Raw genomic sequence first — 15,572 nt, 5'->3', positions numbered from 1 at the left:
TCGCCGGCTCCGACCCCGCGATGTGGATCGACATCCTCTCCGCCAACCCCGGGCCCCCGCTTCGGCCCCGAAAGGGCCTCGTCCTCAATCGCCGGACGGGCTGGAGGTGCGGGCTCGCCGTCTTCGGCCGCCTGGCAGGGGAGGGGCAGCTGGTCGTCGTCGGGAGGTGGAGGGTGGGGGCAGCCCCGTCGTCCGCGGGCGGAGGGTCGGGCTACCGGTTTGTGCGCGGGCGGAGGAGGGGGCAGTCGGTTGCCCGCAGGCGGAAGTAGCGGGAAGCCGGTTGCCCGCAGGCGGAAATGGCAGGAGTCGGTTGCCCGCAGGCGGGGGGAGGGGCAGCCGGACGCCCGCAGGCAGAAACAGCAGGAAGCCAGCGGGAAGCCTTCGGCGCAGGCGTAAATGGCAGGCAGCTGGTCGCTCGCAGGCGGGAAGCAGCAGGCAGCCGGCGCGCAGGCGGAAGTAGCAGGGAGCCGGTCGCCCGCAGGCCGAAACAGCAGGAAGCCGGTCGCCCGCAGGCGGAAGTAGCAGGAAGCCGGTCGCCCGCACGCCGAAACAGCAGACAACCGGTCCCTGCTGGCGGAGGGAAGGGCAGCTAGTCGCTCGCAGCCAGGGGAGAGGGCGAAGCCGGTCGCTCGCCGCGGAGAGTGGGGGCGGCCAGGTGCCCGTGGCCAAGGGGCCGGGCGAAGGCGGTCGCCTGCAGGTGGCGGAGAGAGGCACCCGGTCCTCCGCAGGCGGGGTGGGAGGGCGAAGGCGGTCGCTCGCACGTGGTGGAGAGGCACCCGGGTCCCCCGCAGGTGGGGTGGGAGGGCGGAAGCCGGTCGCCCGCGCGTGGTGGAGAGGGGCACCCGGGTCCTCCGCAGGTGGGGTGGGACGGCCGAGCCGGTTGCCGTGGGACGGACGAGTGACCCGTACGCAGTAACCTTGTCCGGGGTCCCCGCACGCCCCCGCATCCCGCCTCACCGCATCAGGAAGGTGTCCCGCTGTGGAAAACGGCGCCGCCCAGCCCGTGATCGTCGCCATCGACGGTCCCTCCGGCACGGGTAAGTCGAGCACGTCCAAGGCCGTCGCCACGCAGCTGGGGCTGCGGTATCTGGACACCGGGGCCCAGTACCGGGCGATCACCTGGTGGATGGTGAGCAACGGGATCGACGTGGACGACCCGGCGGCGATCGCCGCGGCGGCCGGGAAGCCGGACATCGTGTCCGGGGTGGACCCGGCCGAACCCACGATCGAGGTCGACGGCGTGGATGTGGCCGGGCCGATCCGGACGCAGGACGTGACCGCCAAGGTCAGTGCGGTCAGCGCGGTGCCCGAGGTGCGGGCGCGGATCACCGAGCTTCAGCGGTCCATCGCCTCCGGCGCCGAGGGCGGGATCGTCGTCGAGGGCCGGGACATCGGGACGACCGTGCTGCCGGACGCCGATCTGAAGGTCTTCCTGACCGCCTCCGCCGAGGCGCGTGCCGCCCGCCGCAGCGGTGAGCTGAAGGGCGCCGACCTGAACGCCACCCGTGAGGCCCTGGTCCGGCGGGACGCGGCCGACTCGGGGCGCAAGACCTCACCGCTCGCCAAGGCGGCGGACGCGGTCGAGGTGGACACCACCGCGCTGACGCTGGCGCAGGTCATCGAGTGTGTCGTCACCCTCGTCGAGGAGAAGCGGGCCGCGAAGTGAGTGACGTGCCCACCACGCGCGACGCCGAGATCGGGCGCCGGATCGGCGTACCGCTGATGTACGGGCTGTTCCGGCCGCGGGTGCTGGGCGCCTGGCGGGTACCCGCCGCCGGACCCGTCATCCTCGCCGTGAACCACTCGCACAACGTCGACGGGCCGATGGTGCTGGGCGTCTCGCCCCGGCCGGTGCACTTCCTGATCAAGAAGGAAGCCTTCGTCGGCCCCCTGGACCCCTTCCTGACCGGCATCGGACAGCTGAAGGTGGACCGGGAGAGCACCGACCGGACCGCGATCAGCCGGGCCGTCGGCGTCCTGGAGCAGGGCGGCGTCCTCGGGATATTTCCCGAGGGGACGCGCGGCGAGGGCGACTTCGCCGCCCTGCGCGCCGGGCTCGCCTACTTCGCCGTGCGGGCGGGCGCCCCGATCGTCCCGGTCGCCGTGCTCGGCAGCACCGGGCGCCGGGGGCGGCTGGTCAAGGGGCTGCCACCGCTGCGCAGCCGGATCGACGTCGTGTTCGGGGACCCCTTCGCCGCCGGGGACGGCAGCGGCCGGCGCACCCGCAAGGCCCTGGACGAGGCCACCGAGCGCATCCAGAAGCAGCTCACCGCCCACCTGGAAAACGCCAGGCGCCTGACCGGGCGCTGAGCGACACTGAGTAGTGGATCGAGCCGGTACGCACCGCGACGGCCGGTCCACGATCACCACGAGTAACGAGGTACGGACTTCATGAACGACGACATCCACTCCGCGGGCTCGCTCGACGAGCACGACCACGGAGCGCTTGGCGATGCCGAGTACGCGCAGTTCATGGAGCTGGCCGCGGAAGAGGGCTTCGACGCCGCCGACGTCGAGGGCGCGATCGAGGAGGCCGGCCACGGCCCGCTGCCGGTGCTCGCCGTCGTCGGCCGCCCCAATGTCGGCAAGTCGACCCTGGTGAACCGGATCATCGGGCGGCGTGAGGCCGTCGTGGAGGACAAGCCCGGCGTCACCCGCGACCGGGTGACCTACGAGGCCGAGTGGGCCGGGCGCCGCTTCAAGGTGGTCGACACCGGCGGCTGGGAGCAGGACGTCCTCGGCATCGACGCCTCCGTCGCCGCCCAGGCGGAGTACGCGATCGACGCCGCCGACGCCGTGGTCTTCGTCGTGGACGCCAAGGTCGGCCCCACCGACACCGACCAGGCGGTCGTACGACTTCTGCGCAAGGCCGGCAAGCCCGTGGTGCTGTGCGCCAACAAGGTGGACGGCCAGAGCGGCGAGGCCGACGCGGCCTACCTCTGGGCGCTCGGCCTCGGCGAGCCGCACCCCGTCTCCGCCCTGCACGGCCGCGGCACCGGCGACATGCTGGACGCCGTCCTGGAGGTGCTGCCGGACGCGCCCGAGCAGACCTTCGGCGTCGCCGTCGGCGGCCCGCGCCGCATCGCCCTGATCGGCCGCCCCAACGTCGGCAAGTCCTCGCTGCTCAACAAGGTGGCCGGTGAGGAGCGCGTCGTCGTCAACGAGGTCGCGGGCACCACCCGTGACCCGGTGGACGAGCTGATCGAACTCGGCGGCGTCATCTGGAAGTTCGTGGACACCGCCGGTATCCGCAAGCGCGTCCACCTCCAGCAGGGCGCCGACTACTACGCCTCGCTGCGTACCGCCGCCGCCGTCGAGAAGGCGGAGGTCGCGGTCATCCTGATCGACGCCACCGAGAGCATCTCCGTACAGGACCAGCGGATCGTCACCATGGCCGTCGAGGCCGGGCGGGCGCTGGTGCTCGCCTTCAACAAGTGGGACACCCTCGACGAGGAGCGCCGTTTCTATCTGGAGCGGGAGATCGAGACCGAGCTGGGGCAGGTCGCCTGGGCGCCCCGCGTCAATGTCTCGGCCCGTACCGGACGGCACATGGAGAAGCTGGTCCCGGCGATCGAGACCGCCCTCGCCGGCTGGGAGACCCGGGTCCCGACCGGCCGCCTCAACGCCTTCCTCGGTGAGCTGGTCGCCGCCCATCCGCACCCGGTGCGCGGCGGCAAGCAGCCCCGCATCCTCTTCGGCACCCAGGCCGGCACCAAGCCGCCCCGGTTCGTGCTCTTCGCCTCCGGCTTCATCGAGGCGGGCTACCGGCGCTTCATCGAACGCCGGCTGCGCGAGGAGTTCGGCTTCGCGGGGACGCCGATCCATATCTCGGTGCGGGTGCGCGAGAAGCGCGGCAACAAGAAGAAGTAGGCATGGGGAAGCAGATATGAGGAAGCAGGCATGAGAAAGGGCGGTCCGTCGAGCGGGCCGCCCTTCTCGTTGTCTCACATGCCCCGGCGTGGTCCCGGGGGCAGGACCGCCGGGAGGTGCTGCATCGCCCCCTGCTGGCCCATCTGACCTACCTGACCTACCTGGCCCATCTGACCCACTTGGCCCACCTGGCTCATCTGGCCGGCTTGGCCTTGCTGGCCGATCTGTCCCACCCGCTGCCACTGCGACGGCTGGCCGCCGCCCTGCCGGGCGCTGTTGGCCCCCGCGCTGTACGCGCTGTAGGAGCTGCTGAACGAGCCGTTCCCCAGACCGTACGACCCGAGTCCGGACGTGTACGACCCGAGCGCCGGCGGCAGGTTGCCGAAGGCCGTGAACCCCAGCTTCTCCTCACCGCTGCGGTCGCCCGGCAGGGTGCGGAAGTTCCTCACGTACTCGGCGTAGAGCGTGTCGTAGATCGGCGTCGCCGAGGGGCCGCCTGGGTTGTCCTGGGCCGTCCGGCCGACCGGGATCGACGGATAGGAGGAACGGGAGGAAACGTCGTATGCGTGCACGTATGTCCAAACGACCCGGACCGGGAAGGGATGCGGTCACCGGACAGCCCGAGGGGCGTGGGTGAGCACGACGATGCCGCGCTCACCCACGCTCCCCGGCCCCGGCGACCGGGCGGTCAGGTCCCCGCGAGAGGCAGTGCGCTGGCGACCAGCTGGCCGTTGGCGGCGGCCTTGTCGAGCGCGTCGCGCAGCAGGTCCTCGCGCGGCTGGCGGCCGATGGAGCCCACCGGCGCCGCGAACATCAGTACCTGCTGGTGCTTGTTGGCCGCCGTCCGCCAGCCCTCGGTGACCTGGAGCGGCTGGTGCGCCTGCCACCAGGCGACGGGCTGGCCGCCGTTCGGGCCGGGCTGGAGGACGGCGTGCAGCTGGCCCACCGCCAGCAGCACCGACCAGCCGTGCAGCACCGGCGGCACCCCGGTCAGCTCGGTGACCGGCATGAAGCCCTGCTCGATCAGCAGCGGCAGGAAGTCGTCGCCGACGCCGGTCGAGCCGGGCCGGACGATCGGCGCGGTCGGCTCCACGACCAGCGCCGGGTGCAGCTCACCGGCGATCAGCACGAGTCCGCTGGTGACGCCGAGCACGGCCTGCTCGGGCGCGACCTTGTCGCGTTCCAGGTCGGTGGCGTCGCCGTTGATGGAGCGGACGGCGCCCTGGAGCTGGTCCTCGGTCACCTGGACGACCTGCGAGGGCAGGCAGGTGGCGTGGGCGAAGGCGAGTACGGCGGTTTCGTCGCCGATGAACAGGACGGTGCTGGTGCGCTCGTGCGCGGAGTCGCCCGGGGTGCGGCAGGACGTGCAGTCGTAACTGCCCGGGGCGTTCTCTCCGGCGAGCAGCCGGTCGGCTTCTTCGTCGCCGATCTCGGCGCGAACCTCGTCGCTGACGTCGAGCATGCGCGGCACGGGTGGCTCCCTCGGGATGCGGTGCGTGGGTACGGCCGGGTGGCTCCCGGCCGGGTGGGTCCGGGGCGGTCCCGGGCTCATGAAGAGACAACGGGCGACCTGCGGCGGGAGTCACGCGCGATGGCGAACGGAACCGAACGATCGGACGCGCTCGGTCACACCCGGGGCGGAATCGGACACTCCTAGTCAAGGAGGGGGGAGAGCAATGGAATTGTGGCGGTGAGGTGTCTCACAGGGTTCGCTCAGGTGTGGTTGATGTACGCGGACTTCGCCTGCGCTGACGCCCGTAAGGCGCGTCCGACGGCGGTCCTCACCGGGCCGCGCTCCCGGCACATCGGCACCGGGAACGGCTGCTACGGCGGCTCCGGTTCTCCGCCGGTACCTGGCGCGCGGGCGGGGCTGAGGGGCGTGGCCCATCTGCTCGGTCCTCCGGGGACAGTGACCGCGGCTGCGACTCGGGCACCAGGCGGGTGCCGACGACGCGGACGGCGGTGTCCGCGGGCCCTGGCAGACTCGGGTCATGCTCGAAACCTCCGCCCGGCTGCTCCGGCTTCTCTCGCTGCTCCAGGCCCACCGGGAGTGGTCCGGTGCCGAGCTGGCCGAGCGGCTCGGGGTCACAGCGCGCACGGTCCGCCGGGACGTGGAGCGGCTGCGCGCCCTGGGCTATCCGGTGCACGCCAGCCCCGGCACCGGCGGCGGCTATCAGCTCGGCGTCGGCGCCGAACTGCCGCCGCTGCTGCTGGACGACGACGAGGCGGTCGCCGTCGCCGTGGGGCTGCGCACCGCCGCCGGGCAGGGCGTCGAGGGCATCGGCGAGACCTCGGTACGGGCGCTGGCCAAGCTGGAACAGGTGCTGCCGCACCGGCTGCGCCGCCGGGTCGGCGCACTCAACGCGTACACCGTGCCGATGCTGCGCGCGGCCCGGCCCGACGCGGTGGACCCGGCGCTGCTGACCGAGCTGGCCGGGCTGTGCCGGGACGCGGAGCGGCTGCGCTTCGACTACCGGGACCACGAGGGCGCCGCCACCCGCCGCAGCGTGGAACCGCACCGCCTGGTGTGCAGCGAGCGGCGCTGGTACCTGGTCGCCTGGGACCTGGACCGGGCCGGCTGGCGGACCTTCCGCGCCGACCGGATCACCCCGAGGCCGCCGCACGGCCCCCGCTTCCCGCCCCGCGAGCCTCCCGCCCACGACCTGGCCGCCTATGTCTCGCAGGGCGTCTCCACGCGCGTCTACGCCGCCCGGGCCGTCGTCCGGGTGCTGGCGCCGCTGGCGGAGGCGGCCCGGCACATCTCACCGAGCGACGGGACACTGGAGGCCGAGACCGCCACGACCTGTCTGCTGCGCACGGGCGCCGCGAGCCTCGATGTGCTGGTGATCCATGTGATGCTGCTGGGCCTGGAGTTCGAGGTGCTGGAGCCGGACGAGCTGACGGGGGCGATCAGGACGGCTCGGGACCGGCTGAGCCGGGCGCTGGCACGGGAGGCCGGCGCGCGTAGCGGGGATGGTGCAGATCGAACGCCGGGGACTCCGAGCGGATCCGGGGCAGCGTCGTGAAGTTGTGCCGGGGCGGCGGGCACGAGGTCGCCCACTCCAGGGAACGGCCGTAGCCCCAGGGGTCGTCGACGGTGACCTTCGCGCCGTACTTCGCGGTCTTCCAGACGTTGTAGAGGAACGGCAGGGTCGACAGGCCGAGCAGGAACGCGCCGATCGACGACACCATGTTCAGGGCGGTGAAGCCGTCCGCGGCCAGATAGTCGGCATAGCGGCGCGGCATGCCCTCCGCGCCCAGCCAGTGCTGCACCAGGAACGTGGTGTGGAAGCCGGTGAACAGGGTCCAGAAGTGGATCTTGCCGAGCCGTTCGTCGAGCATCCGGCCGGTGAACTTGGGCCACCAGAAGGCGAATCCGCCGAAGATCGCGAAGACGACCGTGCCGAAGACGACGTAATGGAAGTGCGCGACCACGAAGTACGAGTCGGTGACATGGAAGTCCATCGGCGGTGAGGCCAGGATCACCCCGGTCAGCCCGCCGAACAGGAAGGTCACCAGGAAACCCGTCGCCCACAGCATCGGCGTCTCGAAGGACAGGGAGCCGCCCAGCATGGTGCCGGTCCAGTTGAAGAACTTCACGCCGGTCGGCACCGCGATCAGGAAGCTCATGAAGGAGAAGAACGGCAGCAGCACCGCCCCGGTCGCGAACATGTGGTGCGCCCACACCACGATCGAGAGTCCGGTGATCGCCATGGTGGCGCCGACCAGCGCCGAGTAGCCGAAGACCGGCTTGCGGCTGAAGACCGGGATGATCTCCGTGATGATCCCGAAGAACGGCAGCGCGATGATGTAGACCTCGGGATGGCCGAAGAACCAGAACAGGTGCTGCCACAGCAGCGCGCCCCCGTTGGCCGCCTCGAAGACCTGGCTGCCGAACCGCCGGTCCGCCTCCAGCATCAGCAGCGCCGCCGCCAGCACCGGGAACGCCATCAGCACCAGGATCGACGTGAACAGAATGTTCCAGGTGAAGATCGGCATCCGGAACATGGTCATCCCGGGGGCGCGCATCGCGACGATCGTGGTGATGAAGTTGACCGCGCCCAGGATCGTGCCGAACCCGGCCAGCGCCAGGCCCATGATCCATAGATCGGGTCCGACGCCGGGCGAGTGCTCCATGCTGTTCAGCGGCGCGTAGGCGAACCAGCCGAAGGCGGCGGGACCGTCCGGCACCAGCAGCGAGCCGAGCACGATCAGCCCGCCGAACAGGAACAGCCAGTACGCGAACATGTTCAGCCGGGGGAAGGCCACGTCGGGGGCGCCGATCTGGAGCGGCATCAGCTCATTGGCGAAGCCCGCGAAGCTCGGGGTGGCGAACAGCAGCAGCATGATCGTGCCGTGCAGCGTGAACAGTTCGTTGAACTGCTGGCTGTCCACGATCTGGAGGCCCGGCCGGGCCAGCTCGGCGCGCATCAGCAGCGCCATCACCCCGCCGACCAGGAAGAACCCGAACGACGTGATCAGATAGAGATGGCCGATCCTCTTGTGGTCGGTGGTGGTCAGCCAGTCGACCACCACCCGGCTGTTGCGCCGCGTCCACACGGGTCGCGGCGCCGGAGTCACGGTGTCCGTCCCCATGGCTCGCTCGCCCTTTCGCTCCGTCGCGCTCCGGGCCGCGGTGGCGGATTCTGGCCGGCGGCCGCGCGATATCCGTGGGGCGCCGGCGCCCCGGGCCCCGCCCGGAAACGGAATGCAATGCGGTACGGGGACCACCCTCGCGGAACTCTCCGCCCGGCTTTTCCGGTGATCGTGCCGACACGCGGGAATTACGTTCGAATGCCCGTGGATGGTGCATGGATGCCGTCTTCCGGGTGAGGGAGTTCTCAGGAAGCGTCCGTCGTGATCCTGTGACAAAAGCGTGACCGGCCAGGTACTGGTCACCCTCGGTGTCCGCCCCCGCTTCCGTGTCCGGCGCCGAGCGCCTAGCGTGGCCGCATGGCTCGTATACCGACACCACCCACGGATCCCGACGACAACACCGGCGCCTATGTCGGCCTCGACGCCGACGCCGCCGAACGGCGTGCCCGGGAGCGGGGCTGGACGACCGTGCGGGCGCTGCCACCGGGCGCGATCGTCACCATGGAGTACCGCCAGGGACGGCTGAACTTCGAGGTCAGGGGCGGGCGGGTGACGCGCGCCTGGAAGGGATAGGTGTCCCGGGGGTCAGGTGACCCGCAGGATCAGGTTTCCCGGGGGCCGTTCGCGGTGATCGGGTGGCCCGACGGGGCTCCGCCGCGGGCGGCGCGGTCGGTGTGCGGCGGGCGTCGGCTGCCGACCGGGGTGACCGGGGTGCGCTCGGAGCGGACCGAGTGCGGGCCGGGGGTCAGATGGACCGGGGTGCGGGTGGTGGCACCGCGCGGGGCGGAGACCGGCTCACGGACGGCGGGTGCTTCGTCGCCGCCGGGGGGACCGGCGGCGACGCCGACGGGGGCAGCGGTGGGACCGACGGGAGCAGCTGTGGGGCCGACGGGAGCAGCGGTGGGGCCGGTGAGGGAGTCGGCCGGGACATCCGCGAGGGCCGCGACGGGGGCGGTGACCGGGGCTTCGGCCGGTGTGGTCCCGGCGGCCGGGTGGGGCTGGAAGACGGTGGCCGGGATGGCCACCGGCGTGGTCGGCAGGGTGGCGGCCGGGACGGGGGCGCCGCGGCGGCCGAACCAGCGGTCCTTGAGGCTGAACAGCCATGCCTCGACCTGGCCGATCAGCGGCTCCATCCACGGCAGCGCCAGCAGCACCAGCAGTCCGGCGGCCCAGCCCAGCAGGACGTCGCTCAGCCAGTGGGTGCCCAGATAGACGGTGGTCAGGCCCACGGAGAGGGACATGATGGCGGAGAGGGCGGACAGATAGCGGCGGGCGGCCGGGGTGGACGCCAGATAGGCGAGGATGCCCCAGGTCACCACCGCGTTGGCGGTGTGTCCCGAGGGAAATATGTCGCTTCCGGCCTGGAACCAGTGCCACATCTCGTTGGAGCCGATCTCGGTCGCGTAGTGCGGACCCGAGCGGCCCAGGCCGTACTTCACGGCGCCGACCGTGATGTTGAGCAGCAGCAGCGCCGTGCCGAAGGCCAGCAGCGGGCGCACGGTGTGCTGCCGCCAGCAGCGCCAGCCGAGCCAGGCGGAGACCATCACGGCGGTCGGGCCGCGCTGCCCGAGGACCACCCAGTAGTCCAGGAACGCGTGCACCTCCGGCCACTGCTGGTAGGGCCGGAAGAGCATGGCCTGCCAGTCGAAGCGGACCAGCCATGAGGTGGTCACGACCGCGAGCACGATCGTGATGTAGAAGGTGAGCGTCGCACCGAAGAGCACCACCCGGTGCCGCGTCATCCGGGGCACGTCGAGGCTGGGCCGCGCCGGTTCACGGTCCAGGCGGGCGAAGGCCCGGTCCAGCCGGGTCGGCTTTGGTTCGGTACGCACACAATCGACGTTACAGGGAGTGAGGTGTGAATCCCGTACGGACTGCGCCTTTGTGATGACGATGTGATGTGGGATTGCCCGCACAGCCGGTGAATTCCCGAGGAATCAACAATCCCTGAGCCGTCGTCACCTTCAATTCCATTGGCCATTCCCGGTGTGGCGTTTTACTTGGATTATGAATTCGTTCACCGAACCATGGTGAGGAATTTCCCCCGCGCTCACCCGATCGGGTTGCCCGGTCACGGCGGCCCCGAGCCGTTCAGCCAGAACGCCCCGTACACCGCCGACAGCACCGCGACCGCGCCCAGCGTCCCCGCCGCCCTGGCGGTGCGTGTCCGGGCCAGGGCGCGGGCGAGCGGCAGCAGCAGCGGGAACGCGGGCATCAGCAGCCGGGGCTTGGAGCCGAAGTAGCTCGACGCGCACAGGGCCAGGGCGGTGACGACCCCCGCGTACACCAGCAGCGGCAGCGGCTGGCGCTGCCGTACGCAAGTGACGTACAGCCAGATCACCAGGGCGACACCGGCGATCAGTGCGACGCCGGCCAGGGCCGAGGGGAACGGCGGGAACCACGGGAACGGGGTGAGGGGGGTGAACATCTCGGCGATGAAGCGGGCGAAGGCGTAGCCGCCGTCGAAGCCGTTGCGCCAGCCCGCCTGGACGTCGAGGTAGCCGAGCGGGCCGTCGCCGGTGCGGTGGCCCACCCACAGGACATAGCCCCCGGCGCCCAGCGGCGCGAGCAGCATGCCGAGCACGGGGCGCGCGGTGGGCGGGCGCCCGGCCCGGCGCTCCCGCACCAGGAACAGGATCGCCGTCGCCCACACCGCCGCGACCACGGCGATCCCGACCGGCCGGGTCAGCCCCGCCAGCAGGGCCAGGGTGCCCGCGGTGAGCCAGCGGCCGGTCAGCAGCGCGTACAGCGACCAGGCGGCCAGGGCGGTGAACAGCGACTCGCTGTACGCCATGGACTGCACGATCCCGACCGGCAGCACCGCCCACAGCAGCACCGCGCACACCCCGGCCCGCCGCCCGTACACCTGGTCCGCGACGGCGAAGATCCCCCAGGCCGCCGCGAGCGAGGCGACCAGGCTCACCGTGAAACCCGCGTCCGCGTACGAGAGCGGGGTGACCGCGTGCAGCAGCCGCTCCAGCCAGGGCAGCAGCGGGAAGAAGGCGAGGTTGGAGTGGATGTCCCCGCCTGGCAGCCGGACCTCGTAGCCGTAGCCCAGCTCGGCCACCCGCGTGTACCAGAGCGCGTCCCAGCGGGCGGTCAGCAGGGTGTGCGCGCTCGTCCCGCGCGCCGCGCTCCACCCGGCCAGGACGAGCAGCCCCAGGACGCGGACGGCCGCGTACCCGAGCAGGGCCGGGGCCACCCGCCGCAGCCGGGAGGGGGCTGCCACGCGCGTTTCAAGATCGGTCACGGGCTCGATTATCGGCGGTGCGCCGGATCGGGAGGGGGAGCGGGGAGGTGCGGGGCCCTGCGGGGCGGGCGGGGAGGCTGTCCGTGGGCGGAGGGGGAGGGGGGAGGGGGAGCGGGGGCGGCTGTCCGCGTGCGGAGGGGTTGCGGGGAGTGGGGGCGCCGTCTGGGTAGGCGCGCGGGGGAGCGGGGACCGCCGTCCAGACGTCGGTGGCCATCTGGGCCGTCCGGGTACGTGCCCGGGGGAGCGGGGGAGGCTAGCCGTCCGGCTACGACGGTCACCGTCGGCGCGAGCTGCCGCCGCAGGCGTCTGGGAGGCCCGGCGCGCACGCAAGGAGGGGTGGGGAGCTGCGCCCGGGGGCCAGTGGGCATGCCCGGGGAAGCTCGGCGGGCGCGCAAGGAGAGGTGGGGAGTGGTCTCCGGGGCGGGCCCTCGCGTTCGCGCGGGGGTGTGTGGCGTGGGCGTGAGGGGGCGTCGGGGGACGTGGTGTACGCCACACGGGTGGAGTCAGGTGGGGTGAGGTCCGCCACGCGGCACGCGGGAGGTGTCGCGTACGCTGACGTGTCACTCGCCGTCCGTCGCGCGGGCCGGAGACCACCGCTCCTCTCCGGCCGGGTCACGGGGGAGTCCCCATCCCCGTCGATATCCCCGTCGATCCCTGTCGACTCCTGTCGACTCCTGTCGGTCGACCCCCGCGATCCCCCCGGCGGCGAGGGAACATCTGGGAGGTACGTACATGTCCGGGACGACCACGGCCGCCGCGTTGCGCCGTCGGGCGGCCGGGGCCGGTGCCAACCGCTGGGTCGTTCTCGTGGTCCTCTGCACCAGCCTGCTGCTGGTCGCGGTCGACGCCACCGTGCTGCATGTCGCGGTGCCGGCCGTCACCGAGGACCTCAGGCCCAGCGCGATAGAGCTGCTCTGGATCGTCGATGTCTATCCCCTCGTCTGCGCCGCGCTGCTGATCCTGTTCGGCACGCTCGGCGACCGGGTCGGCCGCAGACGGATCCTGCTCCTCGGCTACGCCCTGTTCGGCGTCGCCTCCGCGCTCGCGGCGCTCGCCGACAGCGGCCAGACGCTGATCCTGGCGCGGGCGCTGCTCGGGGTCGGCGGCGCGATGATCATGCCCGCGACGCTCTCGATCCTGCGGCAGGTCTTCCCCGACCGGCGTGAACGCGCGGTCGCCATCGGCGTCTGGAGCGCGGTGGCCGCGGTCGGCGCGGCCGTCGGACCGCTGCTCGGCGGCTTTCTGCTGGAACACTTCTGGTGGGGCTCGGTCTTCCTCGTCAACATCCCGCTGATGCTGGTCAGCCTCCCGGTGGGACGGCTGCTGCTGCCGGAGTCACGGGGCGGGTGCGACGGCCCCTGGGACGTGGTCGGCGCGCTGATGGCGGCGGCCGGGCTGTTCGGCGTGGTGCTCGGGGTCAAGCGGCTCGGCGCCGGCGACCAGATGGACAGCGTGCTCACCCTGGCGCCGCTCGTCCTGGGCGCCGCCTCGCTCGTGCTCTTCGTACGGCGGCAGCGGCGGCGCAAGCATCCCCTGGTGGACCTGCGGATGTTCTCCCGGCCGGCGTTCAGCACCTCCGTGGTGTGCATCGTGCTGGCGATGGTCGCCCTGGTCGGCCTGGAGCTGATCGCGGCGCAGTATCTCCAGCTGGTGCTGAAGCTGTCCCCGCTGGAGACCGGGCTGCGGCTGCTGCCGCTGACCATCGCCGCGATGGCCGCCGGTCTGTACGGGGCGCGGCTGCTGCGCCGGTTCGGGCCGCGCCGGATGGTGTGCGCCGGGTTCTGTCTCACCGCGTTCGCGGTGGTGCTGCTGACCGCGATGGGCCGGCACGACAACGCGCCGCTGCTGCTGGCCGGGTTCGTCCTGCTCGGGTTCGGGCTGGAGACCACGCTGTTCGGGGCGTACGAGTCGATGCTCGCCGAGGCGCCGCAGGAACAGGCGGGCGGCGCGGCGGCCATCGGCGAGACCTCCTACCAGCTCGGTGCCGGACTGGGCATCGCGCTGCTCGGCAGCGTGATGAACGCCGCCTACGCCCCGGGGCTGAGGTCCGTGCCCGGGGTGCCGTCGTCCGCGTCGGCGTCGGCCGGGCATTCACTGGGCGAGGCGTACGAGGTGGCCGGGCGGCTCGGCGGGTCGGCCGGGGCCGCCCTGCGCCGGGCGGCACGGGACTCCTTCGTGCACGGACTGCATATGACGCTGCTGGTCAGCGCGGGGCTGTTGCTGCTGGGGGCGGTGATGGCGCTGCGGCTGCCGCGGATCATGCAGTGCGAGGCCGGTGTGGTGGAGGTCCCGGCGCCCCGGGAGGTCAGCCGGGCGCAGACCCGTGACCGGCTGCTGAACCGCTGACCCGACCGAGCGCGTCCGACCCCCGGACCTGACGGGGACCGACGTACGCGTCGGCCACGTGTTTTACTAGCAGTGCTAGTTTTCGGCGTCTGGAGGTCCCGCATGCCCGCGAAGTCCCCGTCCCCCGCTCCCTCCCCCTCTCCGTCCCCGTCCTCTTCTTCCAAGCGCCCGTCCTTCGACCCCAGCGACCCCCTCGGCATCGACGATCTGCTCGAACCCGAGGATCTGGCCGTGCGGGACACCGTCCGGCGCTGGGTGGCCGAACGGGTGACGCCCCATGTCGCCGGGTGGTACGAGGCGGGGGAACTGCCCGCCGTCCGGGAGCTGGCCCGGGAGCTGGGGTCGCTCGGCGCGCTCGGGATGTCCCTGGAGGGGTACGGCTGCGCCGGGGCCAGTGCGGTGCAGTACGGGCTCGCCTGTCTGGAACTGGAGGCGGGTGACTCGGGCATCCGCTCGCTGGTGTCCGTGCAGGGCTCGCTGGCCATGTACGCCATCCACCGCTTCGGCAGCGAGGCCCAGCGTGAGCAGTGGCTGCCGCGGATGGCCACCGGTGAGGTCATCGGCTGCTTCGGGCTGACCGAGCCCGACCACGGCTCCGACCCCGGGTCCATGCGCACGTACGCCAAGCGGGACGGGTCCGACTGGGTGCTCAACGGGCGCAAGATGTGGATCACCAACGGGTCCGTCGCCGGGGTCGCCGTCGTATGGGCGCAGACCGAGGACGGCATCCGCGGCTTCGCCGTGCCCACCGACGTGCCCGGCTTCTCCGCCCCGGAGATCAAGCACAAGTGGTCGCTGCGGGCCAGCGTGACCAGCGAACTGGTGCTGGACGACGTACGGCTGCCCGCCGCTGCCGTGCTTCCGGAGGTGACCGGGCTGCGCGGGCCGCTGAGCTGTCTGTCGCACGCGCGGTACGGGATCGTGTGGGGCGCGATGGGGGCGGCGCGCAGCAGCTTCGAGACCGCAGTCGACTACGCCAAGTCGCGCGAGCAGTTCGGGCGGCCCATCGGCGGATTTCAGCTCACCCAGGCCAAGCTCGCCGACATGGCGGTCGAACTGCACAAGGGGATTCTGCTCGCCCACCATCTGGGGCGGCGGATGGACGCCGGACGGCTGCGTCCGGAGCAGGTCAGCTTCGGCAAGCTGAACAATGTGCGCGAGGCGATCGAGATCTGCCGTACCGCGCGGACGATCCTCGGCGCCAACGGGATCTCGCTGGAGTACCCGGTGATGCGGCACGCGACCAATCTGGAGTCCGTGCTCACCTACGAGGGCACGGTCGAGATGCACCAGCTGGTGCTGGGCAAGGCGCTCACCGGGCTGGACGCCTTCCGCTGACCGGCGGCGGCGAGGGGGAGCAGGAGGGGGGCGGGGGGAAACGGGGGGAAGTGGAGGGAGCGGGCGGGGCGGGGCCGGGGGGCCGGCCCCCCCCACCACAGGGTGGATAAAACCGCCGGGCAAAGCGCCGCCCGCGGCCCCCCCCGTATAAAAGAGTAGGGCCGGGGGGGGA

Annotated in this window: 12 protein-coding genes; 7 read left to right on the top strand and 5 right to left on the bottom strand. The window is 72.1% G+C overall.

Features of this window, described 5'->3' with window-relative positions:
- Positions 1-979 precede the first annotated feature (979 nt).
- From cmk to der, 3 genes are all read left to right on the top strand, one after another.
- Positions 980-1,666 (top strand): (d)CMP kinase, encoded by a 687-nt coding sequence (cmk, locus tag ACFRFC_RS22770; protein ID WP_382691839.1) that lies wholly within the window; start codon positions 980-982, stop codon positions 1,664-1,666.
- Positions 1,663-2,310: a lysophospholipid acyltransferase family protein gene (locus ACFRFC_RS22765; RefSeq protein ID WP_382691838.1), complete on the top strand. Its 648-nt coding sequence runs from the start codon at positions 1,663-1,665 to the stop codon at positions 2,308-2,310. The genes cmk and ACFRFC_RS22765 overlap by 4 nt, the downstream gene beginning before the upstream one ends.
- An 81-nt stretch (positions 2,311-2,391) precedes the next feature.
- The gene (gene der, locus ACFRFC_RS22760) at positions 2,392-3,870 is read left to right on the top strand and encodes a ribosome biogenesis GTPase Der (protein ID WP_382691837.1); all 1,479 of its coding nucleotides are present in this window, start codon (positions 2,392-2,394) and stop codon (positions 3,868-3,870) included.
- A gap of 74 nt (positions 3,871-3,944) precedes the next feature.
- On the opposite strand, the gene ACFRFC_RS22755 is transcribed toward der, so the two are convergent.
- Both ACFRFC_RS22755 and ACFRFC_RS22750 read right to left on the bottom strand, forming a co-directional pair.
- Entirely contained in the window at positions 3,945-4,442 is a 498-nt protein-coding gene (locus ACFRFC_RS22755; RefSeq protein ID WP_382691836.1) for a hypothetical protein, read from the bottom strand.
- Positions 4,443-4,558: 116 nt separating this feature from the next.
- Complete coding sequence (locus tag ACFRFC_RS22750; protein ID WP_382691835.1) at positions 4,559-5,341, bottom strand: hypothetical protein; 783 nt, start codon at positions 5,339-5,341, stop codon at positions 4,559-4,561.
- 520 nt (positions 5,342-5,861) lie between these two features.
- Here ACFRFC_RS22750 and ACFRFC_RS22745 point away from each other — a divergent pair.
- Positions 5,862-6,896, top strand: coding sequence for a helix-turn-helix transcriptional regulator (locus tag ACFRFC_RS22745; protein WP_382691834.1), 1,035 nt, complete (start codon positions 5,862-5,864; stop codon positions 6,894-6,896).
- Here the strand turns inward: ACFRFC_RS22745 and ctaD are convergent.
- On the bottom strand, positions 6,781-8,466 hold the full coding sequence (gene ctaD, locus ACFRFC_RS22740) for a cytochrome c oxidase subunit I (RefSeq protein WP_382691833.1): 1,686 nt from the start codon (positions 8,464-8,466) through the stop codon (positions 6,781-6,783). The two genes, ACFRFC_RS22745 and ctaD, sit on opposite strands and share 116 nt — an antisense overlap.
- A 357-nt stretch (positions 8,467-8,823) precedes the next feature.
- Here ctaD and ACFRFC_RS22735 point away from each other — a divergent pair, with 357 nt between their 5' ends.
- Positions 8,824-9,039 (top strand): I78 family peptidase inhibitor, encoded by a 216-nt coding sequence (locus ACFRFC_RS22735; RefSeq protein ID WP_382691832.1) that lies wholly within the window; start codon positions 8,824-8,826, stop codon positions 9,037-9,039.
- A gap of 29 nt (positions 9,040-9,068) precedes the next feature.
- Here ACFRFC_RS22735 and ACFRFC_RS22730 read toward each other — a convergent pair whose 3' ends face one another.
- Complete coding sequence (locus ACFRFC_RS22730) at positions 9,069-10,298, bottom strand: phosphatase PAP2 family protein (RefSeq protein ID WP_382691831.1); 1,230 nt, start codon at positions 10,296-10,298, stop codon at positions 9,069-9,071.
- 239 nt (positions 10,299-10,537) lie between these two features.
- Positions 10,538-11,716, bottom strand: coding sequence for a mannosyltransferase family protein (locus ACFRFC_RS22725; protein ID WP_382691830.1), 1,179 nt, complete (start codon positions 11,714-11,716; stop codon positions 10,538-10,540).
- Between the two features lie 732 nt (positions 11,717-12,448).
- Between ACFRFC_RS22725 and ACFRFC_RS22720 the strand changes: the two genes are divergently transcribed.
- Together ACFRFC_RS22720 and ACFRFC_RS22715 are read left to right on the top strand one after the other, a co-directional pair.
- Entirely contained in the window at positions 12,449-14,062 is a 1,614-nt protein-coding gene (locus ACFRFC_RS22720) for an MFS transporter (RefSeq protein WP_382691829.1), read from the top strand.
- 102 nt (positions 14,063-14,164) lie between these two features.
- Positions 14,165-15,400 (top strand): acyl-CoA dehydrogenase family protein, encoded by a 1,236-nt coding sequence (locus ACFRFC_RS22715; RefSeq protein WP_382691828.1) that lies wholly within the window; start codon positions 14,165-14,167, stop codon positions 15,398-15,400.
- The last annotated feature ends 172 nt before the right edge of the window (positions 15,401-15,572 follow it).

It is taken from the genome of Streptomyces sp. NPDC056734 (genome assembly GCF_042790455.1).
Classification (GTDB): domain Bacteria; phylum Actinomycetota; class Actinomycetes; order Streptomycetales; family Streptomycetaceae; genus Streptomyces.
The sequence above is the reverse complement of the archived record's forward strand: the minus strand, read 5'-3'. Positions and strand labels throughout refer to the sequence as shown.